General features: G+C 75.4%; 21 protein-coding genes. 10 read left to right on the top strand and 11 right to left on the bottom strand.

The features are described from left to right. Positions 1-54: 54 nt before the first annotated feature. From IPO09_01220 to IPO09_01210, 3 genes are all read right to left on the bottom strand, one after another. On the bottom strand, positions 55-855 hold the full coding sequence (locus IPO09_01220) for a UvrD-helicase domain-containing protein (protein MBK9515973.1): 801 nt from the start codon (positions 853-855) through the stop codon (positions 55-57). After that, positions 810-1,385 (bottom strand): UvrD-helicase domain-containing protein, encoded by a 576-nt coding sequence (locus IPO09_01215; protein ID MBK9515972.1) that lies wholly within the window; start codon positions 1,383-1,385, stop codon positions 810-812. The genes IPO09_01220 and IPO09_01215 overlap by 46 nt, the downstream gene beginning before the upstream one ends. 118 nt (positions 1,386-1,503) lie before the next feature. Next, the gene (locus IPO09_01210; GenBank protein ID MBK9515971.1) at positions 1,504-2,139 is read right to left on the bottom strand and encodes a hypothetical protein; all 636 of its coding nucleotides are present in this window, start codon (positions 2,137-2,139) and stop codon (positions 1,504-1,506) included. Between the two features lie 125 nt (positions 2,140-2,264). Here IPO09_01210 and IPO09_01205 point away from each other — a divergent pair, with 125 nt between their 5' ends. Further along, the gene (locus IPO09_01205; GenBank protein MBK9515970.1) at positions 2,265-2,747 is read left to right on the top strand and encodes a hypothetical protein; all 483 of its coding nucleotides are present in this window, start codon (positions 2,265-2,267) and stop codon (positions 2,745-2,747) included. 355 nt (positions 2,748-3,102) lie between these two features. Here IPO09_01205 and IPO09_01200 read toward each other — a convergent pair whose 3' ends face one another. Next, complete coding sequence (locus tag IPO09_01200) at positions 3,103-3,714, bottom strand: hypothetical protein (protein ID MBK9515969.1); 612 nt, start codon at positions 3,712-3,714, stop codon at positions 3,103-3,105. A 268-nt stretch (positions 3,715-3,982) separates the two neighbouring features. After that, on the bottom strand, positions 3,983-4,657 hold the full coding sequence (locus tag IPO09_01195; GenBank protein ID MBK9515968.1) for a hypothetical protein: 675 nt from the start codon (positions 4,655-4,657) through the stop codon (positions 3,983-3,985). Positions 4,658-4,911: 254 nt separating this feature from the next. On the opposite strand from IPO09_01195, the gene IPO09_01190 reads away from it, so the two are divergent. The 4 genes from IPO09_01190 (at position 4,912) to IPO09_01175 (ending at position 9,072) form a co-directional block, all read left to right on the top strand. After that, positions 4,912-5,595 (top strand): PAS domain-containing protein, encoded by a 684-nt coding sequence (locus IPO09_01190; protein ID MBK9515967.1) that lies wholly within the window; start codon positions 4,912-4,914, stop codon positions 5,593-5,595. A gap of 22 nt (positions 5,596-5,617) precedes the next feature. Then, entirely contained in the window at positions 5,618-7,264 is a 1,647-nt protein-coding gene (locus IPO09_01185) for a ribonuclease J (GenBank protein MBK9515966.1), read from the top strand. 52 nt (positions 7,265-7,316) lie between these two features. Next, positions 7,317-7,805 carry a YajQ family cyclic di-GMP-binding protein gene (locus IPO09_01180; GenBank protein MBK9515965.1) on the top strand — a complete coding sequence of 163 codons (489 nt, stop codon included), beginning with the start codon at positions 7,317-7,319 and terminating at the stop codon, positions 7,803-7,805. Between the two features lie 76 nt (positions 7,806-7,881). After that, positions 7,882-9,072, top strand: a complete 1,191-nt coding sequence (locus tag IPO09_01175; protein MBK9515964.1) for a glycoside hydrolase family 1 protein — start codon at positions 7,882-7,884, stop codon at positions 9,070-9,072. Between the two features lie 45 nt (positions 9,073-9,117). Here IPO09_01175 and IPO09_01170 read toward each other — a convergent pair whose 3' ends face one another. From IPO09_01170 to IPO09_01160, 3 genes are read right to left on the bottom strand one after another with little or no spacing between them, the layout of a single operon-like run. After that, positions 9,118-9,693, bottom strand: coding sequence for a hypothetical protein (locus IPO09_01170; GenBank protein MBK9515963.1), 576 nt, complete (start codon positions 9,691-9,693; stop codon positions 9,118-9,120). Between the two features lie 7 nt (positions 9,694-9,700). Beyond that, positions 9,701-11,818: a TonB-dependent receptor gene (locus IPO09_01165; GenBank protein MBK9515962.1), complete on the bottom strand. Its 2,118-nt coding sequence runs from the start codon at positions 11,816-11,818 to the stop codon at positions 9,701-9,703. After that, the gene (locus tag IPO09_01160) at positions 11,799-14,099 is read right to left on the bottom strand and encodes a response regulator (protein MBK9515961.1); all 2,301 of its coding nucleotides are present in this window, start codon (positions 14,097-14,099) and stop codon (positions 11,799-11,801) included. Before IPO09_01160 ends, IPO09_01165 begins: the two co-directional genes overlap by 20 nt. Before the next feature lie 283 nt (positions 14,100-14,382). Here IPO09_01160 and rimO point away from each other — a divergent pair, with 283 nt between their 5' ends. From rimO to IPO09_01135, 5 genes are all read left to right on the top strand, one after another. Further along, positions 14,383-15,804: a 30S ribosomal protein S12 methylthiotransferase RimO gene (gene rimO / locus IPO09_01155; GenBank protein MBK9515960.1), complete on the top strand. Its 1,422-nt coding sequence runs from the start codon at positions 14,383-14,385 to the stop codon at positions 15,802-15,804. A gap of 139 nt (positions 15,805-15,943) precedes the next feature. Beyond that, positions 15,944-16,648: a pirin family protein gene (locus IPO09_01150; protein ID MBK9515959.1), complete on the top strand. Its 705-nt coding sequence runs from the start codon at positions 15,944-15,946 to the stop codon at positions 16,646-16,648. A gap of 259 nt (positions 16,649-16,907) precedes the next feature. Next, complete coding sequence (locus tag IPO09_01145) at positions 16,908-18,197, top strand: ferric reductase-like transmembrane domain-containing protein (protein MBK9515958.1); 1,290 nt, start codon at positions 16,908-16,910, stop codon at positions 18,195-18,197. A gap of 54 nt (positions 18,198-18,251) precedes the next feature. Continuing rightward, entirely contained in the window at positions 18,252-19,136 is an 885-nt protein-coding gene (locus tag IPO09_01140; GenBank protein ID MBK9515957.1) for a carbon-nitrogen hydrolase, read from the top strand. A gap of 5 nt (positions 19,137-19,141) precedes the next feature. Beyond that, entirely contained in the window at positions 19,142-20,242 is a 1,101-nt protein-coding gene (locus IPO09_01135; GenBank protein ID MBK9515956.1) for an agmatine deiminase family protein, read from the top strand. Positions 20,243-20,264: 22 nt separating this feature from the next. Here the strand turns inward: IPO09_01135 and IPO09_01130 are convergent, their stop codons facing one another. From IPO09_01130 to IPO09_01120, 3 genes are all read right to left on the bottom strand, one after another. Then, the gene (locus IPO09_01130; protein MBK9515955.1) at positions 20,265-20,684 is read right to left on the bottom strand and encodes a hemerythrin family protein; all 420 of its coding nucleotides are present in this window, start codon (positions 20,682-20,684) and stop codon (positions 20,265-20,267) included. A 236-nt stretch (positions 20,685-20,920) separates the two neighbouring features. Then, a complete protein-coding gene (locus tag IPO09_01125) occupies positions 20,921-22,399 on the bottom strand; it encodes a DUF853 family protein (protein MBK9515954.1) in 1,479 nt (492 codons plus the stop codon). Positions 22,400-22,462: 63 nt separating this feature from the next. Next, positions 22,463-23,161, bottom strand: coding sequence for an outer membrane lipoprotein carrier protein LolA (locus IPO09_01120; protein MBK9515953.1), 699 nt, complete (start codon positions 23,159-23,161; stop codon positions 22,463-22,465). Positions 23,162-23,238 lie beyond the last annotated feature (77 nt).

Below are 23,238 nucleotides of genomic sequence, written 5' to 3'. Positions count from 1 at the left end.
TCGGCCGACTCGTCGGTGCGCCCGCCTCGAGCCGCCCCAGCAGCCCGGAGCGGGTCAGCACCAGCTGCACCGCCGCCTCGGCGTCCAGCCCAGGCGCCTCGGCGGCCAGGCCGGCCAGGGTGGCGTGCAGCTCGCCCAGGGCCCGGCGGGCCTGCGGCTTGAGCCCTCCACGGCGTCCCGCTCGCCCAGCACCTCGAAGAGCGGCAGGCCGCGCGCCGCGGCGTGGGCCCGCAGCCGCTCCACCGACCTCTCGCCGATGCCGCGCGGCGGCCGGTTGACGATGCGCTCCAGGTCGAGGTCGGAGGCGGGCGAGAGGGCCAGCCTGAGGTAGGCGGCGGCGTCCTTCACCTCGGCCCGGTCGTAGAAGCTGGTGCCGCGCACGATGACGTAGGGGATGCGGGCCGCCCGGAGCTGCGCCTCGAGCGGCCGGCTCTGGGCGTTGGTGCGGTAGAGGACGGCGATCTCCTCGCCGCGGGTGCCGCGGGCCCGCTCGGCCGCCACGGCGCGGGTCACCCGCTCGGCCTCGTCGTGCTCGTCCTGGCCCACCAGCAGCGCCAGCGGGTCGCCCGGCCCGGCCTCGGTCCAGAGCTTCTTCTCGCGCCGCACCCGGGCCCGCGAGATGACGGCGTGGGCCGCGTCCAGGATGGTGCGGGTGGAGCGGTAGTTCCGCTCCAGCTTGACCACCCGGCACCCCTCATGGTCGGCGTCGAAGCCCAGGATGTTGCGCACGTCGGCGCCGCGCCAGCGGTAGATGGCCTGGTCGTCGTCGCCCACCACGCAGACGTTGCGGCGCGGCCCGGTCAGCAGCCTCATGAGCCGGTACTGCACCGGGTTGGTGTCCTGGAACTCGTCCACCAGCAGGTGGCGGAAGCGGCCCAGCGGGCCCGGAGCCTGGGGTCCTCCTCCAGCAGCCGCACCGGCCGCACCAGCAGGTCGCCGAAGTCCACCGCCCCGGCCCGGCCCAGCGCCGCCTCGTACTTCTGGTAGAGGTCGCGCGCCAGCTGCCCCTCCACGTCGTAGTCGGCCAGCTTGACCATCTTCGGCCGCAGCGCCTCGTTCTTCCAGCGGTCGATGCGCCACAAGACGTCGCGCGGCGTGAGCGGCTCCCCCGCCGAAGGCGTGGAAGGTCTGCACCCACAGGTCGGCGGCGGCCAGCCCCAGCAGCTTCCGAGCCGGGCCCGCATCTCGCCGGCCGCCTTGTTGGTGAAGGTGACGGCCAGGACGTGCCAGGGCAGCACCCCCTCCTCCAGCACCAGCCGGGCGATGCGCGAGACGATGACCCGGGTCTTGCCCGAGCCGGCGCCGGCCAGCACCAGGAGCGGCCCCTCCCCGTGGAGGACCGCCTCGCGCTGCGGGTCGTTGAGGCCGTCGAGGAGCTCGGACATCGGGGCCGGGAACATAGCCCAGCCGGCGGACGCGGCGGGGCCCGCCGGCGCCCCGGGTCCGGGCCGGGCGGGGCCGACGGGCCACGGCCCCGGCCGGCGGCGGGGGCCCGCGGGCCTCTCAGGGAGCCGGGCGCACCACCCGCCGCGCCAGCGGGGCCGGCGGCCAGCTGGCCTGGGTCATCAGGAACGGCCGGCCGCCATCCTTGTCCTTGTTGTTCATCCAGAGGGCGAAGATGGTGTCGCCCCAGCGGCGCAGCCCGGTGAAGAACGGATCGGTCTGCGCGATGTAGGAGGCCGCCGGCAGCGTCAGGTGGCCGGTGCCGTTGATCTCGTCGCGCAGGAACTCCACGTACTCGCGGCTGGTGGTCTGGTAGTAGACCTTGACGGCCACCCCCTCGGCGCCGGCCGGCACCGTGAGGTGCACCTCGTCGTACCCGCCCGCGTACTCGGCCGCGGTGAAGTAGTCGGGGGCGCTCAGGCCATTCCAGACCGGCTCGACCAGGCGCGCCGCCGCGCGGGCCACGTCGAAGCCCTGCGGCGGGATCCGGTTGTCCTTGGTGCGGCCGGTGGCCAGGGCGAAGTGGAAGGTCTTGTCCTCGCCGGTGACGGCGCTGTTCATCTGCACCTCGTAGACCAGCGCGTCCAGGTAGGCCTGGTTGGCGGCCAGGGCCGGGCTGGAGTGGGCGTGGGGCAGCCCCCGCAGCGTGCCGACCGCGAGGTCGTAGGGGTTGATCTCCCTGCACCACCTGGCCACCCTGGGTGACCACCACGTTCACGAACATGCGGCGCCCCTCCGGGAAGCCGGAGATGAGCTTGTGCCCGGTGTTGTTCTGGAGGCGGAAGGTGAGCGCCCCGCTGCCCGGGTCGTAGCCGAGGTCGGTGAGCGAGGCGGCGTTGGAGAGCACGCCGCGGTTTCGGCTGGCGGCCAGCAGCAGCGCGTCGGCCACGTTGGGCGCGTGCTGGCCGGGCGCCACGTTGGCCGGGGAGAGGCTGGTCCAGGTGCCCTGCATCGGGTCGAGGGTCAGCTCGCTGGAGCGGCCGACCAGCAGCGCGGTGTTGACCGCGTCGGGGGTGGCGTTGCCGGGGGCGATGCTGGCGAGGATGTCGCTCACCCAGACGTTGCCGCCGGTCATGGCGTGGCAGGGGGTCCAGGTGTCCGGGTGCTCCTTCGAGTCCTCCGGCCGCACCGGCGCGTCCGGGTCGTTGGCGCCCGGCGTCCAGCGGGAGCACATGTGGCAGTCCTGGCACTTGGAGATCCAGTTGTTCGGCTGGTCGGTCTCCCAGCCGTTGACCGGGAAGGTGCCGACCGGCGTGTTGGGCCGGAAGTTGCCCTTGCCCGGCGCGCCGCCCGGCGCGTCGTAGGCCGACAGGCGGTACTCCGAGAAGGTCCGCTCCACGTGGGACCAGGCGTAGGCCGGCTGGGTCTCGCTCGGCAGGGCCGCCGGATCGCCCGGCCTGGCGCCGGCCCGGTCGAGGTTGGCCATGATCGGGTTGGAGACGTCGTGGCAGGTGCCGCAGATGAACTTGCCCTTGTGGAAGCGGCTGTAGAGCGTGGCGTGCCCCTCGGCGGCGTTGTCGCCGAAGGCGCCCACGTCGGCGAAGGGGCCGCGCATCCGCGGGTCGGGGCTGACGAAGTACTGGCCGGCGCCGGCCTCGTCCCAGGCCGGGCTGAACGGGGCCAGGTCCTGGTAGAAGGCGGCGCCGCTGAAGCGCTGGATCAGGTGCTGGCTCCCCTCGTCCACCCGTAGGTCACCAGCGCCCGGGCGGCCGAGCGCTGGTCCGCCGCCACCTCGGGGCTGTTCTGCTCGTCGAAGTTGACCAGCAGGCTCCCGCCCTCGCGGGCCTCGTCGAAGGTGGCCTTGGTGAGCGGGTCCTCGAGCCGGTGGCAGAAGGAGCACTGGATGCCGTCGTAGTCCTCGCCGGTCATGGCCGAGGCGTTGAGCGTGCTGGAGCGCCCCTCCAGCCAGCCCTTGGGGAAGTGGCAGCGCAGGCACAGGTCCACCGCGTTGAAGGTGCCGAGGGCGTGCTTCGAGTCCTGGGCCGCCACGGTGAAGCAGGCGAACATGAGCGGGTCGCGGGCCGAGTTGCCCATCATCGAGCCCTGCCAGGCCTTGAAGAGGTTGTACTCCTCGTAGTCGGTGCGGCCGCGGGCGTCCGGGGTGGCCTGGGTGAAGGCGCGGTCGCCGCCGCCGTGGCAGCGGTGGCAGGTGGCCGAGCCCTCCAGCGTGACCTGGCCGGGCTGGGTGCCGGGCATGCGCAGCAGGGGGTCCTGGCGGACGGCCGCCTCGGACGGTGGGTCGGTCCGCTGGCTGCAGGCCGCGACCGTCACGATCAGTGACGCGAGCGCGAGCCCGCGGAGCCCCTTGTTCCGCATGTTGTCCACCCCTCGTGGGCCGGCCAGAGCGCCGCGCCCGTGATCTCGATCAGGGTCGCAGAGCCACCCGGCGGGACCAATCCGGCGGGCAGGGGACAGCGGCGGCAACGGGGCGTTCCACGCAGGCCTTGCGCGGCGCCGGACCGTCCGCTGAACGCACCGACCCCCGCCGGCGCGAGGGCGCGGGCGGGGGTCGGGGTGCGGCGGGCGCCGCGGGTGGTGGCTACGGGTGACCGGGGCCGTGGACGCCGTGGTCGTCGCCGACGTCGTGGGTGAGCGGGTCGTCCACGCCGTGGTCGTCGCCGACGTCGTGGGTGAGCGGGTCGTCCACGCCGTGGTCGTCGCCGACGTCGTGGGTGAGCGGGTCGTCGATGCCGTTGTCGTCGCCGACGTCGTGGGTGGCCGGGTCGTCCTCCGTGTGCACCTTGCAGACGCCGTCGTCGCACTCGAGGCCGGCGCCGCACTCGGCCGCGCAGGTGAGGCCGTGCTCCATCTCCACCTCGCCGAGCCGGTGGACCTCCACCTCCACCTCGCCGGCGTGGCGCCGCTTCTCGAGCTCGTGGCGGACCTCGCCCTCGGGGCCGTGCTCGACCTCGGACAGCCTGACGTTGGCGTCGTCCACCCGGAAGGTGAGCGTGGCCGGCGCGGCCAGGGCCAGCCCGGCGGGCTGGAGCGCCACCCGGGCCATCGCGCCGCCGCCGGGCTCGGCCTCGACGAGGCGCACCTCGGTCTGGGTGGACAGGGCGCCGGCCGGGACCCGGAGCGTGATGCCGGACTGGGTCGAGACCGAGCCGCCGGCGGCGCCGATGAAGACGGAGGAGTGGAGGGGGCCGTCGCTGCAGGCGGCGATGAGGGTGGCGAGGGAGAGGGTGAAGGCGAGTCGGGTCGAGGTGGTCATGGTGTGCTGCCTCCTTGTCCCTTGAGACACCGACCCGGGGGGCGGAGTGCCAGGCCCGATCAGGTGCACGCCGCATCGGCGGGGTGCCTGCGCACCTGCGCGACCGCGCCGCCGCGCCGCCGACGGCGCCCGGGGCGCCGTCCGGCCCGACCGCTGCCGCCCGACCTGTCCCGACCTCCGCTGCCGGCGCTGCGGCCGCGTGACAGCCTTCTCTTGAACCCCCGCCGCTCGGCCCCGGCCAACCCGGAGAACCCATGCCCACACAGGCCATGCCCACCCCGGGAGCCCCTCCCACGGAGGTGGAGGCGCTCCGCGCCGAGCTCGCCGTGCTGCGGGCCAGCGAGGCGAGCTTCCGGGTCCTGCTCGACGAGTCGAGCGACCCGATCTTCTCGTTCCTGCCGGACGGCACCTACCGCTACGTCAACCAGGCCTTCGCCCGCGGCGTGGGGAAGGCCCGCGAGGAGATCATCGGCCGCCGCATCTTCGACGTCTTCCCGCCGGCCGAGGCGGAGAAGCGGTTCGCGGTGCTGCGGCAGGTCTTCAAGACCGGGCTGCGCCAGGACTTCGACGTGCGGGTGCCGCGGCCGGACGGGGACCGCCACTACCTCACCACCGTGCAGCCGGTGCTCGACGCCGCCGGCGTCGTCACCTCGGCGATGTGCAACTCCAAGGACATCACCGACCGGAAGCGGATGGAGGGGGAGCTGCGGGAGCGGCTCTTCGAGCTGGAGGCGGCCCTGGCCCACGTCCACCAGCTCCAGGGGATCATCCCCATCTGCGCCCACTGCCACTCCGTGCGGCGGGCGCCGGAGAGCTGGCAGCGGCTCGAGTCCTACGTGGCCGAGCACAGCGACGCGACCTTCTCCCACGGCATCTGCCCGGACTGCCTGGCGCGCAACTACCCGGAGGAGGGCAAGCCCGGGCCCGGCTCGGTATAGATTGCCGCCCGTGCCACCCCCCATCCGCATCGTCCCGCTCGGCGGCCTCGGCGAGGTCGGCATGAACTGCCTGGCCCTCGAGGCGGAGGGCCGCATCGCCGTGGTGGACTGCGGCGTCCTCTTCCCCGACGAGAACCTCGGCGTGGACGTGGTGGCGCCGGACCTCACCTGGCTCCTGGAGCGGCGCGAGCAGGTGGGCGCGGTCTTCCTCACCCACGGGCACGAGGACCACATCGGCGCCCTGCCCTTCCTGCTGCGCCACCTGCACGTGCCGGTCTTCGGCACCCGCTTCACGCTGGCCTCGGTGCGCCGCCGGCTGGCCGAGGCCGGGGTGGCCGCCGACCTGCGCGAGGTGGTCCCCGGCGACGTCCGCCAGGCCGGCGAGGGCGGTCCCCTGGCGGCCGAGTTCGTGGCGGTGACCCACTCCATCCCCGACGCCTGCGCCCTGGCCTTCCGCACGCCGCAGGGGGTGGTGATCCACACCGGCGACTTCAAGCTCGACGAGCGGCCGGTGGCGGGTCCGGCCACCGACCTGGCCCGGTTCGAGGCGCTGGGGCGCGAGGGGGTGCGCCTGCTGCTCTCCGACTCCACCAACGCCGAGCAGGCCGGCTCGACCCTCTCCGAGTCGGTGGTCGGCCCGGCCCTGGAGGACGTCATGCACGACGCCCCGGGGCGGGTCTTCGTGGCCACCTTCGCCTCCAACGTCCACCGGCTCCACCAGGTCATCCGGGCGGCCGCGGCCACCGGGCGGCGCCTGGCGCTGCTGGGGCGCGGCATGGTGGAGACCTTCGAGGTGGCCCGCGCGCTCGGCTACCTCACCGAGCCGCACTGGCTGCCGGTGGAGGCCGCCCAGGCCCGCCGCCTGCCGCGCCGCGAGCTGGCGGTGCTCACCACCGGCACCCAGGGCGAGCCGCGCTCGGCGCTCTCCCGGCTGGCGCGCGGCGAGCACCCCGACCTCTCCATCGAGCGCGGCGACACGGTGGTGCTCTCCTCGCGCCGCATCCCGGGCAGCGAGCTGGCCCTGGGCCGGCTCCTCGACGACCTGTGCCGGCGCGGCGCCGACGTCCGCACCGCCGGGGCGGCGCCGCTGCACGCCTCCGGCCACGCCCACGAGGGGGAGCAGCGGCGGCTCCTGGCCCTGGTCCGCCCGCGCCACTTCGTGCCGGTGCACGGCCAGTACCGCCACCTGGCCCGGCACCTGGCGCACGCGGTGGCCGAGGGCGTGCCGCGCGAGCGCTGCCACCTGCTGGAGGACGGCCAGGTGCTGGAGCTCGACGAGGCCGGGGCGCGGATCCTGCCGGCCCGGGTGCCCTTCGGGCGGGTCTACGCGGTGCGCGACGAGCTGGGGGCCAGCGACGTCCCCGAGCTGGTGGTGCGCGACCGGCGCCTGCTGGCCGAGCACGGCCTGTGCCTGGCGGTGCTGGTGCTGGACCGCACCAGCGGCGAGGTGGTGCGCGGCCCGGACCTCTTCGGGGTGGGTGTGGCCGGGCTGGAGGGGCGCGAGGCCGAGCTGCAGGGCGAGGTGCTGCGGGCCGTGGGGGCGCTGCCCGCCACCGCCCGGGCCGACCTCGGCGAGGTGCAGGAGGCGCTCCGCGGGACGGTGCGCCGCTTCTTCCGGCGGGCCACCGGGCGCAGGCCCGCGGTGCTGCCGGTGGTGCTGGAGCTGTGAGGGCCGCCGCCGGCGGCCGCCTGGACGACACTTCACGGAGGGAGAGGAACCGATGCCCAGCTTCGACGCGGTGAGCGAGCTCGACATGATGGAGGTGGAGAACGCCTGGAACCAGGCGGTCAAGGAGATCGCCCAGCGGTTCGACTTCAAGGGGACCGGCACGGCCATCGAGCGCGACAAGGAGCTGCACTTCGTCGTCCGCGCCAACAGCGAGGGGCGGGCCGAGGCGGCGCTGGGCGTGCTGATGGAGAAGCTGGCCAAGCGCGGCGTGCCGATGACCGGGCTCGACCCGCAGAAGGTCGAGCCGGCCGGCGGCTCCACGGTGCGCCAGCAGGTGAAGCTGAAGAAGGGGCTCAAGTCGGAGGACGCCAAGAAGGTGGTGGCGCTGCTCAAGGAGACCGGCCTCAAGGTCCAGGCGGCCATCCAGGGCGAGGCGGTGCGGGTCACCGGCAAGAAGCGCGACGACCTGCAGGCGGCCATGCAGGCCCTGCGCGCCGCCGACCTCGGGCTGCCGCTGCGCTTCAACAACTTCCGCGACTGAGCCGGGCGGCGGCGCGGCCCGGACACCCGGGCCTCCCTGCCGCTGGCGCGGCCGGCGGCGTAGACTCGGCCCCGCCGTGTCCGCCCCCCCGCCCGACCGCCCACCCGACCTCCCACCCGACCTCCCGCCAGGCTTCCTGCTGGGCGCCGCCACCGCGGCCCACGCGGTGGAGGGCGGCGGCCCGCCCAGCGACTGGTCGATCTGGGAGCAGGTACCGGGCCGGGTGGCGGGCGGCGCCACCTCGCGCCGCGGCGCCGGCTGGTGGGAGCGCGCCGACGACGACTTCGTCATGGCGGCGCGGCTCGGCCTGACGGCGCTGCGCTTCTCGGTGGAGTGGAGCCGCGTCGAGCCGGACGAGGGGCGCTTCGACGAGGGGGCGCTGGCGCGCTACGCCGCCTGGGCCGAGCGGCTGCGCGGGCTCGGGCTGGAGCCGGTGGTCTGCCTGCTCCACGGCACGCTGCCGGCCTGGCTGGCCGCCCGGGGAGGCCTGGCGCGGCCCGACGCGGTGGCCCTCTTCACCCGCTACGCCGACCGGGTGGCGGCCGCGCTCTCCGACCGGGTCCGCTGGTGGCTGACGATGAGCGACCCGGTGGGCCTGGTGCGCCGCGGCCTGGTGGAGGGGAGCGCCCCGCCCGGCCGGCAGGACCTGGCGCAGGCGCTGCAGGCCGCCCGCGCCCTGGCCCGCGCCCACGCCGCCACCTACCACCTGCTGCACCGCCGCGTGGCCGGCGCGCAGGTGTCGGCCGGCGTCCGGCTCCGGCCCGGGCCGGCCGGCGAGGCGGGCTCGCTGCTCGGCCGCGGCGCCGCCTGGCTGCGCCACTGGCTCACCAACCGGGTCTGGCTGGAGTCCACGCTGCAGGGGCGGCTCCGGCCGCCGCTGGGCGCGCTGGAGCCGCTGCTGGGCGGCTCGCCGACCCATGACTTCATCGGGGTGGAGGCCGAGGGCCGGGAGCTCGGGCCGGCCCTGGAGGCCCTGGCCCAGCACGGCCTGCCGCTCCTGGTGGCCTCGCACGCCCTCGCGGGCGAGGCCGCGGCGCCGCTCGAGGCCGCGCTGGCGGAGGTGGCGCAGGCGACGGCGCGCGGGCTCGAGGTGCTCGGCTACCTGCACTGGTCGCTGGTCGACGGCTTCGAGTGGGAGGCAGGCTACGGGCGCCGCACCGGCCTCCTCACGGTGGACCGCGAGAGCGGGGCGCGCACCGTCTCGGCGCGGGGCGAGGCGCTCGGCCGGCTGGCGCGGGCGCGCCGGGGGCGGGGCGGGGCGCGCTGACCGGACGCCCGGCCGGGCCGCAGCCGGCGCTCCGGCGTCCGGCGGCTACCGACCCTGGACCAGCTCCGCGACCGAGAGAAGCGCCGAGTCGAGGTCGGCGCCGGCGGCCACCGCGGCCTCCCGATCCACCACCAGCCCGGCGCGGGCTCCACGGTCAACCAGCGCCAGCGCGAAGCCGCCGTCCACCACCTGGCGCCGCTCGCCGGCCATCGCCAGCACCTGCGCCGCGCGAGCCTCCAGCGCCACGGTGCGGGCGTCCTCCCCGAGGTTGGCGCAGCCGTAGAGCGCCACCGGTCGCAGCCGGGCCAGCTGGGCCGCGAACGGCGCGGGCCCCTCGTAGGGGACGGCCACGGCGCGCACCGGCAGGCCCGCTGCCTTGACGGTCCGGGACAGCTCCTCGAAGGCGGCCAGCAGCGCCTCGGCCTCGGTGGCGTCGGCGCCCGGCCGGAAGACCACCGCCACCGTCACCGTGCCGGCGGCGCGCTTCGCCAGGGCGCGGTCGTAGGTCAGCACCCGCAGGAGGAGCAGGGCCCGCTGCCGGGGCGCGACCTCGGCGCCGCGCGCCGGCCCGGCGACGGCCAGGAGCAGGAGGAGGAGGAGGGTGGCGAGGCGGCGGAGCATGGGGCCGCTAGCGCTGGTAGCGCAGGCCGAGCCGGAAGGTGCGCGGGGGCTCGGGCAGCTCGGTGAGCGGCGCGAAGTCTTGCGGCGCCGGGTGGAGCACCACCGAGTCCAGCAGGTTGGCCAGGCCGGCCTCCACGGTGAGCCCGGGTGCCCCGGGAACCTCCAGCACGGCGCGCGCGTCGAGGCGGAGCGCCGGGCCGACCTCGGGCTTCACGCCCGGGGCCAGCGCCACCGGGTCCTTGTCGCGCCGCCCGGTGAAGGCCGCCAGGAGTGACAGGGTGAGCGGCCGCCAGGGCGCCCGGGAGGCGACGGCCAGGTTGCCCGTCACGGCCGGGAAGTTGGGCCGACCCGAGCTGGCCTGCTGGAGCGACACCCCCCCGTAGGCCCGCAGCGTCCCCTCGACGTTCACCTCGACCCCCAGCTCGCCGCCGAGCACCTGGAACGAGCCGCTGTTGACGGACTGCTGCCTGAAGTCCGAGGGGTTGGCGGGGTCGGGGTTGGGCACCCCCGGCGCCGGGACCGTCGCGGTGACGATGAGGTCCTGGTAGTGGTTTCTGAAGAGGCTCAGGCCGAGCGCCACGCCCGCGGCCACCCGGTGCTCGTAGCGCAGCTCGGCGGAGCGGACGGTCTCCGGGCGGACGTCGGGGTTGGGGATGAAGAAGACCTCGTCGTCGAAGAAGGCCTCCGCGGCGGTGGGCGGCCGGAAGCCTTCGGAGTAGATGGCCTTCACCCTGGCCCGCGGGGTCGGGCGCCACACCAGGGCGGCCCGCGGTGAGACCCGCTGCCCGAAGAGCTCGTGCCAGAACCAGGACAGGCTGCCGTGCAGCACCACGCCGGCGGCCACCTCCCACTCGGCCAGGGCGTAGGTGTTGAGCGTGAGGTAGCTCGCGCGGATGGTCCCCACGCCCAGCCCGTTCACGGGGTCGACCGAGAGCGGCGGGATCAAGTCGGCCTGCGAGAGCTGGGTGGTGTCGTGGGCCTCGCCGGTGGCGCCGAGCGTGAAGCTCCAGGGGGCGGCGAGCGACCAGCGCAGCCGGACGTCCGCGGAGAGCCAGTCGTCGGTCCCATGGTCCCGGAAGGGCCCGGTGCCGCCGCCCTGGCCCTGCCCCGGCGGCTCGTACGCGTAGTAGTCACGGTAGGCGAAGTGATCGACGCCGAGGCGCAGCGCGATCCCGGCCCGCTCGCCGAGCGGCTGCTCCACCCCGAGCTGGGCAAAGCAGGCCTGCGTCTCCACCTGGTTCCGCTCGTCCAGGATGATGCTGGAGTAGGGCGCTGAGGGGAGGCCGCGCCGCCAGCGGGCGCATCCGGCCCGGAGCTCCAGATCGTGCCGGGCCGCGCGCAGGTAGGCCCGCTGCGCGCTCCACTGGTCCACGCCGGCCACCACCCCTCCGGGCGGAGCGGGTCGGTCGGTCGACGCCGCGAGCTCCGGGTAGGTCCAGGCGAAGCCGTGGGACTGCTCCGCCTCCACGCCAGCGGTGACCTGCCAGCCTCCCACCACACCGGTGCCCCCGCCGGAGATCCGGCCGCCGAGGGCGCCACCCTGGGCCAGGGTGGTGTCCACGCTGGCCGCCCAGCCAGGCGACGAGCCGCGCAGCGTCACCACGTTGACCACGCCGAGGAAGGCGGTCGGACCGTAGACGCCGCCGGCCGGCCCCTTCACCACCTCGATCCGCTCCACCAGGCCGAGCGGCACCGGCAGGTCCGGGCCCAGCGAGTTCTCCCCGATCCCGAGCGTGTTGTTGACCGGGTGCCCGTCGATGAGGACGAGGAGCCGGGTGGTGTAGTCCACCAGCAGGCCGGTGCCCCGGACGCCGGCGTACTGGTAGAACCCGTCGCTGTAGGTGAAGAGGCCCGGCACCGTCCGCAGCGCCTCGGAGAGGGTCCGGAACCCGCCGGCCCGGAGGTCCTCGCTGGTCAGCACGAAGACCGCCGCCGGGGCCGCCGAGCTGCGCTCCTCGTGCAGCGAGGCAGCGGCCAGGTTCGGGTCGAGCAGCGCCTCCAGGTCGAGGTCGCCGACCTCCACCGCGTCCTCCGGCACCCCTGACCGGACCGGCGCGGGCGCCAGGGCCAGCGCGAGGGCGGCGGCAGCGGCGGCGAGGCGCCGGTCAGGCGGGGCGGATGGCATGCAGGGCGCTCCGGAGCGTGTCGAGGTCGAAGGGCTTGTCGAGGCAGCGGGCCCGGTTCCGCTCCACGAAGGCCGCGGCGGCCTCGGTGAACGCGCCGCCGGTCATGAAGACCAGGCGCTCGGCCTGCTCGGGCGCCCGGAGGACCAGCTCGGCCTCGAACTGCATGCCGGTCATGACCGGCATCATCAGGTCGCAGAGCAGGTGGTCGAAGCGCTCGCCGGCGGCCACCCGGTCCAGCACCTGGCGCGGGCAGGTGGCCACCTCCACCTCGAGCGCGCCGGCCAGCATGCGGCGCACCGCGGCGCCGATGGCCGGCTCGTCGTCCAGCACCAGGAGCCGCCCGGCGCGCAGTGGCGGGGTGAGGGCCGGGCCGTCCGGGCCGGCCGGCGCCGGGCCGGCGGGCGGGAGCAGCACCCGGAAGGCGGATCCGTGCCCGGGCTCGCTCCAGACCTCGATGCGGCCGTCCAGGCCGGTGACGATGCCCTGCGAGGTGGAGAGCCCCAGCCCGGTGCCCTGGCCCAGCGGCCGGGTGGTGAAGAAGGGATCGAAGATCCTGCCGAGCACGTCGGCCGGGATGCCGCAGCCGGTGTCGCGGACCTCGGCGAAGGGCCAGCCGCCCTCGCCCACGCCCACCGTGGCGGTGACCAGGTGGAGGTCGGCGGCGCCCGGCGGGATGGCCTGGGCCGCGTTGAGGAGCAGGTTGAGGAAGACCTGCGACAGCCTGACCCGATCCGCCACCGCCAGGGGCGCCGGCTGGTAGTGGCGCACCACGGTGGCGCGGTGGCGCAGCTCGTGGGCGGCCATCGACAGCGCGGCCTCCATGGCGCCCTCCAGGCTGGTGGGGACCCGCTCCTCGGCGGTGGGCCGGCTGTAGGCCTTGAGGTCGCTGACGATGCGCGCCACCCGCGCCGAGCCGTCGGCGGCGTCCGCCAGCGCCTCCTGCAGCTCCTCCACCGAGACCGCCGCGGTGCCGTCCGGCGGGGGCGTACCCGGGCCCAGGGTGGGCAGGTGCTCCCGCACGAACTTCAGGTTGGCCGCCACGTAGGCCAGCGGGTTGTTGATCTCGTGGGCCACGCCGGCGGCCAGCCGCCCGATGGCGATGGCCCGGTCGGCCTGCACCAGCTGGTCCTGGGTGCGGTGCAACTCCTCGAGCCGGGTGGCCAGCTCGGCGTTGGCCCGGGCCAGCTCGCCGGTGCGGATGGCCACCCGGGCCTCCAGCTCCACGTTGAGGTTGCGCACCCGCGCCTCCGCCTGGCGCACCACCGTGACGTCGCGGAAGGTGAGGCTGAGGCCGCTCACCGCGCCGTGCGGCGTACGGATGGGCGCCGCGTGCAGCTCGACGTGGCGCCCGTCCTGGCAGGCCAGCTCCTCGGTGGCCGGGCCCTCCACGGGCAGCGCGGGCGCGTCGGCCTCCAGCCAGGCCGGCAGGGGCGCGGCCAAGAGCGGCTGCAGCCGCTGCCGGAGGGCCGGCCAGGCCCCGCCGACCAGCGCCTCCACCGGGAGCTCGCAGAGCTGCCGGAACCGACGGTTGTGGACCAGCACCTTGCCGTCGAGGCCGAGGGTCAGGATGCCGTCGTCGGAGGCCTCGTTCTGGGCCTCCAGCATGGCCCGCTGCGCCACCAGCTGGTCCACCACGCCGCCCAGCGCCGAGGCCATGGCGCCGGCCTCGCCGCGCTCCGTCGCGTCCAGGTGGCGGGCCGCGCCCTCCTCGCCGCGGGCGATGCGCCCGGCCACCTCGGTGACCTGCTCCAGCGGGCGGACCAGCAGCGTTAGGAGCCCCGCCGCCGCCACCAGCCCCACCAGGAAGATCACGCTGGCCGTCACCGACACCAGGGCGCGCGCCTCGTCGCGCCGGCGCCCCAGCCCTTCCAGGCCGAGCCCGAGCTCCAGCGCGCCGCGCTGGCCGGAGCGGGTGATCACCGGCACCGTGGCGTGGATCAGCCCTCCCTCGTCACCGACCACCGGCTCCAGCCCGGCGGCCGGCGGCGCCGCCGCCACGGCGGCCAGCGGCGGCGTGCCCCACACCGCCAGCGGCCAGCCGTCCGGCCCGCGCAGCCGCGCGTAGACTGGCCCCTTCACCTGCTGCAGGCCGCGCAGCACCTCGGCCGCCCGGGCCTGGTCGCCGAAGTCGATGGCCACCTCGCCGGCGCCGGCGAAGGCGCGCGCCAGGTCGACGGCCCGGCGCTCCTCCTCCAGGCGGTCGCGCGCCTCCAGGCGGCCGGGCAGCACCAGCAACGGCGCCGCCGTGGCCGCGGCCAGCAGCAGCCCCGCGGTGAGCACCAGCCTCGACCGGAGCGATCCGAATCGGTCTCCCCACGTCACGAGGCGGGATGATAGGCCTCCTCCGAACCCAGCGTATAGCTCCCGGGTTTGGGGGACGGGGCCTGCGTCCCGGCGTCAGCGCCGCCGGGGACAGGGTGGTGGACGCGGGTGGGGCCGCCTCCCACACGGCCGGGACGGCGTCCGGGGCGGCGCGGCGCGGCGGGCGGGCGCCGGAGCGGCGGGACGCCCCCGGGGCGGTCGCGTTGCCCCTACCCGCCCGCCCTGCTAGATCCCGCGCGCGATGACCACCCGCGTCTACCTGCACACCCTCGGCTGCCCCAAGAACCGCGTCGACTCCGAGGTGATGCTCGGCACGCTCACCGTGGCCGGCTACCGCCTGGTCCAGGACCCGGCCAAGGCCGAGATCATCGTGGTCAACACCTGCGGCTTCATCGAGAGCGCCAAGGTGGAGTCGGTGGAGGCCATCGTCGAGCTGGCCGACTGGAAGCGCGCCGGCCGCTGCAAGAAGCTGGTGGTGACCGGCTGCCTGGTGCAGCGCCACGCCGAGGAGCTGGCCAGGGAGCTGCCCGAGGTGGACCACTTCCTCGGCACCGGCGCCTACCAGGACATCGCCAGCGTGGTGGCCGGCGCCCAGGCGGCGCGCCTGGTGGTGCCCGACCCCGACTTCGTCCACTCGGCGCAGAGCCCGCGCATCAACTCGCTGCCCTCCCACACCGCCTACCTCAAGATCGCCGAGGGCTGCGACAACGCCTGCGCCTTCTGCATCATCCCCACGCTGCGCGGGGCCCAGCGCTCCCGCCCGGTGGAGGACCTGGTGGCCGAGGCCGAGCAGCTGGCGGCCCAGGGCACCGTGGAGCTGTCGCTGGTGGCGCAGGACCTGACCGCCTACGGCCAGGACCTGCCCGGCAAGGTCCGGCTGCTCCAGCTGCTGCCCGCGCTCTGCCAGGTGGAGGGGATCCGCTGGATCCGGCTCCACTACGCCTACCCGCGCGACTTCCCGGTGGCCCTGATGGAGGCCATCGCCGAGCAGCCCAAGATCGTGAAGTACCTCGACATGCCGCTGCAGCACTCCTCGGACCGGCTGCTGCGCGCCATGAAGCGGGGCCGGGACTCGACCTTCCTGCGCGAGCTGCTGGCCAAGCTGCGCCGGAAGGTGCCGGGCCTGGCGCTGCGCACCTCGCTCATCGTGGGTCTGCCGGGCGAGACCGAGGCCGACTTCGACGACCTGCTCTCGTTCGTGGAGGAGCAGCGCTTCGAGCGGCTGGGGGTGTTCGAGTACTCCGCCGAGGAGGGGACGCCGGCGGCCGAGATGGGCCACCAGGTGCCCGCGGCGCTCAAGAAGGAGCGCTTCCAGCGGATCATGGAGGTGCAGCGCGACATCAGCGCGGCCCACCAGCGGGCCATGATCGGCCGCACCGTCGAGGTGCTGGTGGAGGGGCGCGCCGAGGAGACCGAGCACCTGCTGGCCGGCCGCCACGCCCAGCAGGCGCCGGAGATCGACGGGATCACCTACCTGAACGACGGCGTGGCCTACCCCGGCGAGCTGGTGCGGGTGGAGATCACCGACGCCGCCGACTACGACCTGGTCGGCAGGGTGGTGGGGCGCGACCAGGCGCGGGCCCGGACCACGCTGCCGGCGGCGCGGCGCAAGCCCCCGGCGGCGCCGCCCCGGAAGCGCGGCGGGCTCACCGTCATCCCCTGAGGCCCCGGGGGCGGCCTGAGGAGGCCCGCCGCAGGCGCCGAGGGGTCCACGACCCGCCGGCGGGGGGCCACATGGGTGGCCCTTGCCCGGGCCCCGGGCGCGGCTAGCTTCCCCTCATGGACACGACCGGAGCGACCCGATGATCACCGTGCGCCCGGCCGCCGCGCGCGGCCACTTCGACCACGGCTGGCTCGACACCAGCCACACCTTCTCCTTCGCCGGCTACCAGGACCCGGCGCACATGGGGTTCCGCGCCCTGCGCGTCCTCAACGAGGACCGGGTGGCCCCGGGGGAGGGCTTCGGCACCCACGCCCACCGCGACATGGAGATCCTGACCTGGGTCCTCTCCGGCGCCCTGGCCCACCGCGACTCCACCGGCGGCGGCGGGGTGCTCCGGCCCGGCGACGTGCAGCGCATGAGCGCCGGCGCCGGGGTGACCCACTCCGAGTTCAACGGCTCGGACGCCGAGCCGGTCCACTTCCTCCAGGTCTGGCTCCTGCCCGACCGGCGCGGCCACGCGCCGTCCTACGAGCAGCGCACCTTCCCGGCGGCGGGGCGGCAGGGGGCGCTGCAGCTCATCGCCTCGCCGGACGGCGCCGAGGGCTCCACCACCATCCACCAGGACGCCCGCGTCCACGCCGCCGCCCTCGCGCCCGGCCGGCAGGTGGCGCTCGCGCTGGCTCCGGGCCGCCACGCCTGGGTGCAGGTGGCGCGCGGGGCGGTGGAGGTGAACGGCCGCCGGCTCGAGGCCGGCGACGGCGCGGCCCTCTCCGAGGAGCCCCTGGTGACGCTCACCGGCGCCCCCGGCGAGCCGGCCGAGGCCCTGGTCTTCGACCTGCCCTGACCCGGCGGGCGGCGCTGGGCGAGGCGGTGGCGACCGGCGGCGCGGCGCCCCCGACCGGCCATGACGCCACGCCCCGAGAGTACCGGCCCCCCGCGCCGGTCCTTCGTCTATCCTCCGCGCCCACATGCGCTCCCGCCTCGCCCTCTACGCCGCCCTCGCCACCGGGCTCGGCCTGCTCCTGGCGGCGGTCCTCTTCGCCCTGGCGCGGGGCGCCTGAGCCGTGCTGACGCTCCGCGACCTGACCCGCGCCGCGCTCTGGATGGGCCTGTACGCCCTGCTGGCGCTCTTCCCCCTGCTGCTGCTGCTGGCCGCGCCGGCCTCGTACGGCGGCGGCTTCATGGAGGAGCTGGCCTCGGCGCTCGGCTTCCTGGCCCTCTCGCTGCTGGCCATGCAGTTCGTGCTGACCGCCCGCTTCCAGTGGATCGCCCCGCCCTTCGGCACGGACCTGGTCTACGCCTTCCACCGCCACGTCACGGCGGTGGCCCTGTGCTTCGCCCTGCTCCACCCGGTGCTGCTGTTCGGCGCCACCCTGCGCGACGCCCTCGGCTACCTGTGGCCCTGGGCCGCGCCCTGGGAGATCGCCACCGGGGTCTGGTCGGCCTACGCGCTGCTGGCCCTGTCGCTGGCCTCCTGGCTGCGCAAGCGGCTGCGCCTCCCCTACGAGGCCTGGCGCTGGACCCACGGGGCGCTGGCGGTGGCGGCCCTGGGGGTGGGCGTGTGGCACGCCGTGCTGGCCGGGCGGCTCCTGTCGCGCCCGGTGGTGCGCTGGCTCTGGCTGGCCTGGACCTTCGGCTGGATGGGGCTGCTCCTGCGGGTGCGGGTCATGAAGCCCCTGGCCCTGCTGCGCCGGCCCTGGACCGTGGTGGCGGTGCGGCAGGAGCGCTGCGACTCGGTCACCCTGGTGCTGGAGCCCGAGGGGCACCCGGGCTTCCGCTTCCGGCCCGGCCAGTTCGCCTGGCTCACCCTGGGCGGCTCGCCGTTCTCGGGCCGGGAGCACCCCTTCTCCATCTCCTCCTCCTCGCAGCAGGCGCCCCGCATCGAGCTCTCGGTGAAGGCCGCCGGCGACCACACCCGGCAGGTGCAGGCCACCCGCCCCGGCGCGCGCGCCTGGCTCGACGGCCCCTACGGCTCGATGTCCATCGACGCCTTCCCGGACGTGGACGGCTACGTCTTCGTGGCCGGCGGCATCGGCCTGGCCCCCTGCCTCTCCATGCTGCGCACCCTGGCCGACCGCGGCGACCGGCGCCCCCACCTGGTGGTCTACGGCACCGCCGACTGGGAGCGGACCCCCTTCCGCGAGGACCTGGCCGCGCTGCAGGGGCGGCTCGACCTCCGGGTGGTCCACGTGCTGGAGCGGCCGCCGGCCGGCTGGACCGGCGAGCAGGGCTACATCACCGAGGCGCTGCTGGACCGCTGGCTGCCGCGCGCCGGCCGCCACGGCCACTTCGTGTGCGGCCCCGGGCCGATGATGGACGCCGTGGAGGTGGCGCTGCAGCGGCTGGGCGTGCCCCTCTCCGACCTGCACGCCGAGCGCTTCGACCTGGTGTGAGCCGCCGCTTCGGCCTCCACCGCCGCGGGGGTGATCTGGTATGAGGAGGCCGCCATGAAGACGACATTCAACGTGGGCCTGGTCCAGATGGCGATGTCGCGGGACCTCGAGGCCAACACCGAGAAGGCCGCCCAGAAGGTGGCCGAGGCGGCCGGGCGCGGGGCCGAGGTGGTCTGCCTCCCGGAGATGTACCGCTCGCCCTACTTCTGCCAGTCCGAGACCCACGCCTTCTTCGACCTGGCCGAGAAGGTGGACGGCCCGTCGGTGCGGCGGCTCTCGCAGGTGGCCAGGCAGCACGGCGTGGCGGTGGTGGTGCCCATCTTCGAGGAGCGGGCCACCGGCCTCTACCACAACAGCGCCGTGGTCCTGGACGCCGACGGCTCGGTGGCCGGCCTCTACCGCAAGATGCACATCCCGGACGACCCGGGCTTCTACGAGAAGTTCTACTTCACCCCCGGCGACCTGGGCTTCAAGGCCATCGACGTGAAGGCCGGCCGCATCGGCACCCTCATCTGCTGGGACCAGTGGTACCCGGAGGCGGCGCGCCTCACCGCCCTGTGCGGCGCCTCGGTGCTCTTCTACCCCACCGCCATCGGCTGGCACCCGGCCGAGAAGGCCGAGTTCGGCGCGGCCCAGCGCGACGCCTGGAAGACCATGCAGCGCAGCCACGCCATCGCCAACGGCTGCTACGTGGCGGCCGTCAACCGGGTGGGGCACGAGCGCGAGACCCCCGACGCGGTGGGCCTGGAGTTCTGGGGCACCACCTTCCTGTGCGACCCCTACGGCGTGGTGGTGGCCGAGGCCTCCACCGGCGGCGAGGAGACCCTGGTGGCCCCGGTGGACCTCGCCAAGGTCCAGGAGATGCGGCGCCACTGGCCCTTCCTGCGCGACCGCCGCATCGACGCCTACGGCGACCTGACCCGGCGGTTCCGCGATTGATCGCCATGGCCTCCAGCACCCCGGCCGACCAGGGCTTCTCCATGCCGGCCGAGTGGGCGCCCCACGACGCCACCTGGCTGGCCTGGCCGCACCACGCCCCCGACTGGCCCGGCCGCTTCGCCCCCATCCCCTGGGTCTTCGCCGAGATCGTCCGCCACGTCGCCCGCGGCGAGACGGTGCGCCTCTCGGTGCAGGACGCCGCCCACGAGCGGAAGGTGCGCGGGGTGCTGGGCCGGGCCGGGGTCTCGCTGGAGAACGTGGAGCTGCGCCGCTTCCCCACCGACCGGATCTGGGCCCGCGACCACGGCCCCATCTGGCTGACCCGCAGCGGGCCGCAGGCGGCCAAGGCCATCGCCCGCTTCCGCTTCGACGGCTGGTCCAAGTACCCCAACTGGCGGCGCGACGACCGCATCCCGGGGCGGGCCGCCAGGGCGCTCCGGGTGCCGCTCCTGCCGGTGGTCCACCGCGGCCGCGAGGTGGTGCTGGAGGGCGGCGGCATCGACGTGAACGGGCGCGGCTCGATCCTCACCACCGAGGAGTGGCTGCTCGACCCGGCCGTGCAGGTGCGCAACCCCGGCTTCTCCCGCGCCGACTACCAGCAGGTCTTCCGGGCGGCCCTGGGCGCGCCCAACACCATCTGGCTCGGCAAGGGCATCGCCGGCGACGACACCCACGGCCACGTGGACGACCTGGCGCGCTTCACCGACGCCCGCACCATCGTGCTGTGCCGCGAGGAGGACCCGCGCGACCCCAACCACGTGCCGCTGGAGGAGAACCGCGAGCGGCTGGAGGGGGCCCGGCTGGAGGACGGCTCGAGGCCCGAGCTGGCCTTCCTGCCCATGCCCTCGCCGGTGGTCTTCGACGGGCAGCGCCTGCCGGCCTCCTACGCCAACTTCTACGTCTGCAACGCCGCCGTGCTGGTGCCCACCTTCAACGACCCGAAGGACCGGGTGGCGCTGGGCCTGCTGGCCGAGCTGTTCCGCGACCGCCCGGTGGTGGGCATCCACGCCCTCGACCTGGTGTGGGGCCTCGGCACGCTCCACTGCCTGTCGCAGCAGGAGCCGTCGGTGCCGCCCCGGGTGCACACCACCGCCCAGGCGGGGTGAGCGCGGCGCTGGGCGCGGCGCTTCAGCGCTGCGCCGGCGCGCCGGCCTGCTGCAGGAACACGCCGAGCTTCCGGTCGGTGGTGCCGACGTGCTCGCGCAGCCACTCGCAGAGCAGCTTGTTCAGCTTGATGGTGAGGAGCGCCGTGGGGCCGCTCCGGTTCACCTCGGACGCCAGCGCCTGATACTCGCCGACGAAGTAGGTGTGCTGCGAGACGTGCGCGGCGGCCCCCGGGTAGCGGTGCGCCGCCATGAGCCGCTGCTCGCCGCCGAAGTGGGTCCCGACGTAGTCGGAGAGGAAGTCGAGCAGCGGCAGGACCTCCTGCGTGGCGCGCGAGGCGGCCATGGCGTCGAGCAGCGCGTTGACGCGGCGGAAGAGCTCCTGGTGCTCCTCGTCGATCTGCGGCACGCCGACGGCCAGCTTGGGGGTCCAGGTGATCGCCATGGTGGTTCTCCCGGGGGGGTTGGTCCAGGCTGGGTCGCCCGGTCGCGGCACGGAGGATTGCAACCCGCCTGCCGGCCATGCCCGAAAGGGAAGCAGCCTGATCACGCGGACCTGCGCGATCCGCCGCGGGTTCCCGGCCCGGGGCCAGGCCGACCCGGGGTGGCAGGCCGGACCGAAGGACGAGTGGTGGCAGGTGGTTGGACCGGCCGCAGCGTCCGGGCGGCCGCCACCCGCGCCTACCTGCGCCGACGCGCCCCGCCGAAGAGCGACCCGAGCAGCCCGCGCATGATCTCGCGGCCCAGCTGCGTGCCGGCGGCCCGCGCCGCCCGCCCCGCCATGTCCGCCACCACGCCCCCGACCTGGCTGGCGGTGGACGGCGGCGGGGCGGCCGAGCGCCCCCGCGGCGCGGGCGGCGGCGGGGCGGCCTCGGCCAGCTCGGCGGCCCGCCGGCCCAGCCGCTCGTAGGCCGACTCGCGGTCCACCAGCTGGTCGTAGCGGCCGCGCAGCGGCGAGGAGGCCAGCACCTGGGCCCGCTCCTCCGAGGTGAGCGGCGCCAGGCGGCTGCGCGGCGGCAGCACCAGCGCCCGCTCCACCGGCCGCGGGATGCCCCTCTCGTCGAGGCAGGAGACCAGCGCCTCGCCCACCCCCAGCTCGGTGATGACCTGGGCCACGTCCACCCCCGGGTTGGCCCGGAAGGTCTCGGCGGCGGCGCGCACCGCCTTCTGGTCGCGCGGCGTGAAGGCGCGCAGGGCGTGCTGCACCCGGTTGCCCAGCTGGCCCAGCACCACGTCCGGGATGTCGAGCGGGTTCTGGGTGACGAAGTAGACGCCCACCCCCTTGGAGCGCACCAGCCGCACCACCTGCTCGATCTTCTGCAGCAGCTCCGGGGGGGCGTCGGTGAAGAGCAGGTGGGCCTCGTCGAAGAAGAAGACCAGGCGCGGCTTCTCCAGGTCGCCCACCTCGGGCAGCGACTCGTAGAGCTCGGAGAGGAGCCAGAGCAGCAGCGCTGCGTAGAGGGTGGGGGAGCGCAGCAGCCGGTCGGCGGCCAGCACCGTCACCTGCCCCTGCCCGGACAGGTCGGTGCGCAGCAGGTCCGACAGGTCGAGCGCCGGCTCGCCGAAGAGCCGGTCGCCGCCCTGCGCCTCCAGGGTGAGGAGCTGCCGCTGGATGGCGCCCACCGAGGTGGGGGCCACGTTGCCGTAGCGCGCCCGGATGGTGTCGGCCTGCTCCGAGACGTGGGTCAGGATGGCGCGCAGGTCCTTCAGGTCCAGCAGGAGCAGGCCGGCCTCGTCTGCCACCCGGAAGGCCACCTGCAGCACGCCGGCCTGGGTCTCGTTGAGCCCCAGGATGCGCGAGAGCAGGAGCGGCCCCATCTCCGAGATGGTGGTGCGCAGCGGGTGGCCCTGCTCGCCGAAGACGTCCAGGAAGGCCACCGGCACCGGCGCCGGCTGGAGGTCGAGCCCCAGCAGCGCGGCCCGCTCCAGCACCTTCGGCGAGTCGCCGCCGGCCCTGGCCAGGCCGGAGAGGTCGCCCTTCACGTCGGCCAGGAAGACCGGCACGCCGATGCGGCTGAAGCCCTCGGCCAGGACCCTGAGGGTGATGGTCTTGCCGGTGCCGGTGGCGCCCGCCACCAGGCCGTGGCGGTTGGCGAGCGCGGGCAGGAGGTGCAGCGGGGTGGCCTGGTGCTGGGCCAGGTGGATGGGCGCGGTGGGCATGCCGCCCGTTCTACCGGAGCGGGCGGCGGATGCAACGGTGCGGACGGGTGCCGGCGCCCTCGCTCAGCGGCCGGGCGGCGCCAGGCGGCGCACGCCGGGCGGCAGCGCCACCTGGAAGTCGGCGTCGGCCAGCCCGCCGTTGCGGGCCAGGCCGCTGAAGACCAGCCGGTTCTCGTTGCCGGCGCCGTCCACCACCGCGGTGCCCAGCACCTCGCCGTCCGGCCCGGTGGTGAGGGTGATGCGCGCCACCCTGGGATCGGCCTGCCGCGGCACCAGCACCAGCGCCCCGCCCTCGCCGAGCGAGGGCTCGAACTCGCGCGCCAGGTCGCCGGTGCCGAGCAGGAAGGTGACCGCCGCGCTCATGGCGGTGGCGTCGAAGCGCTCGTCCACGTAGGCCTGCTGCTCGTCGGGCTCGTACTGCACCAGGCGGGCGCCGGTGACCGCGATGGTCTTCCTGGAGGGCGTGGCGTAGTCCCAGCGGAGCAGGCCGGGCTTCTTGACCCGGAGCGTGCCGGTGGAGACGGCCTTCCGGCCCATGCCGGCGTAGGTGTAGGTCTGGGTGAAGGCGGCGGTGAGGTCGCGGGTGCGCTCGTAGAAGGCCTGGACGCGCCGCACCAGCGCGGCCGCGGTCGCGGCCGGGGTCGGGGTCGCGGCCGGGGTCGCGGCCGGGGCCGGGGTCCTGGGCGGCGTCGGCGTCGGGGCCTGCGCCGGCGCGGCCACGGGACCAAGGAAGAGCAGCGCTGCGAGTGCCGCGGTGAGCATGGCGCCTCCGTTAGCAGGGACGGCCCGTCCACGCAAAGATTCACGGCCGGCCGGGGGCGGCCCGGCAAGGGCCAGCC

The sequence above is a fragment of the Anaeromyxobacter sp. genome (assembly GCA_016718565.1).
GTDB lineage: Bacteria > Myxococcota > Myxococcia > Myxococcales > Anaeromyxobacteraceae > JADKCZ01.
The sequence above is the reverse complement of the archived record's forward strand: the minus strand, read 5'-3'. Positions and strand labels throughout refer to the sequence as shown.

Excerpts from the sequence above, each read along its gene's own strand:
- IPO09_01130 (MBK9515955.1), bottom strand. The coding sequence starts at position 20,684 with ATGGCGATCACCTGGACCCCCAAGCTGGCCGTCGGCGTGCCGCAGATC.
- rimO (MBK9515960.1), top strand. The coding sequence starts at position 14,383 with ATGACCACCCGCGTCTACCTGCACACCCTCGGCTGCCCCAAGAACCGC.
- IPO09_01180 (MBK9515965.1), top strand. The coding sequence starts at position 7,317 with ATGCCCAGCTTCGACGCGGTGAGCGAGCTCGACATGATGGAGGTGGAG.
- IPO09_01170 (MBK9515963.1), bottom strand. The coding sequence starts at position 9,693 with ATGCTCCGCCGCCTCGCCACCCTCCTCCTCCTCCTGCTCCTGGCCGTC.
- IPO09_01165 (MBK9515962.1), bottom strand. The coding sequence starts at position 11,818 with ATGCCATCCGCCCCGCCTGACCGGCGCCTCGCCGCCGCTGCCGCCGCC.
- IPO09_01125 (MBK9515954.1), bottom strand. The coding sequence starts at position 22,399 with ATGCCCACCGCGCCCATCCACCTGGCCCAGCACCAGGCCACCCCGCTG.
- IPO09_01140 (MBK9515957.1), top strand. The coding sequence starts at position 18,252 with ATGAAGACGACATTCAACGTGGGCCTGGTCCAGATGGCGATGTCGCGG.
- IPO09_01135 (MBK9515956.1), top strand. The coding sequence starts at position 19,142 with ATGGCCTCCAGCACCCCGGCCGACCAGGGCTTCTCCATGCCGGCCGAG.
- IPO09_01145 (MBK9515958.1), top strand. The coding sequence starts at position 16,908 with ATGGGCCTGTACGCCCTGCTGGCGCTCTTCCCCCTGCTGCTGCTGCTG.
- IPO09_01190 (MBK9515967.1), top strand. The coding sequence starts at position 4,912 with ATGCCCACACAGGCCATGCCCACCCCGGGAGCCCCTCCCACGGAGGTG.
- IPO09_01120 (MBK9515953.1), bottom strand. The coding sequence starts at position 23,161 with ATGCTCACCGCGGCACTCGCAGCGCTGCTCTTCCTTGGTCCCGTGGCC.
- IPO09_01215 (MBK9515972.1), bottom strand. The coding sequence starts at position 1,385 with ATGTCCGAGCTCCTCGACGGCCTCAACGACCCGCAGCGCGAGGCGGTC.
- IPO09_01150 (MBK9515959.1), top strand. The coding sequence starts at position 15,944 with ATGATCACCGTGCGCCCGGCCGCCGCGCGCGGCCACTTCGACCACGGC.
- IPO09_01195 (MBK9515968.1), bottom strand. The coding sequence starts at position 4,657 with ATGACCACCTCGACCCGACTCGCCTTCACCCTCTCCCTCGCCACCCTC.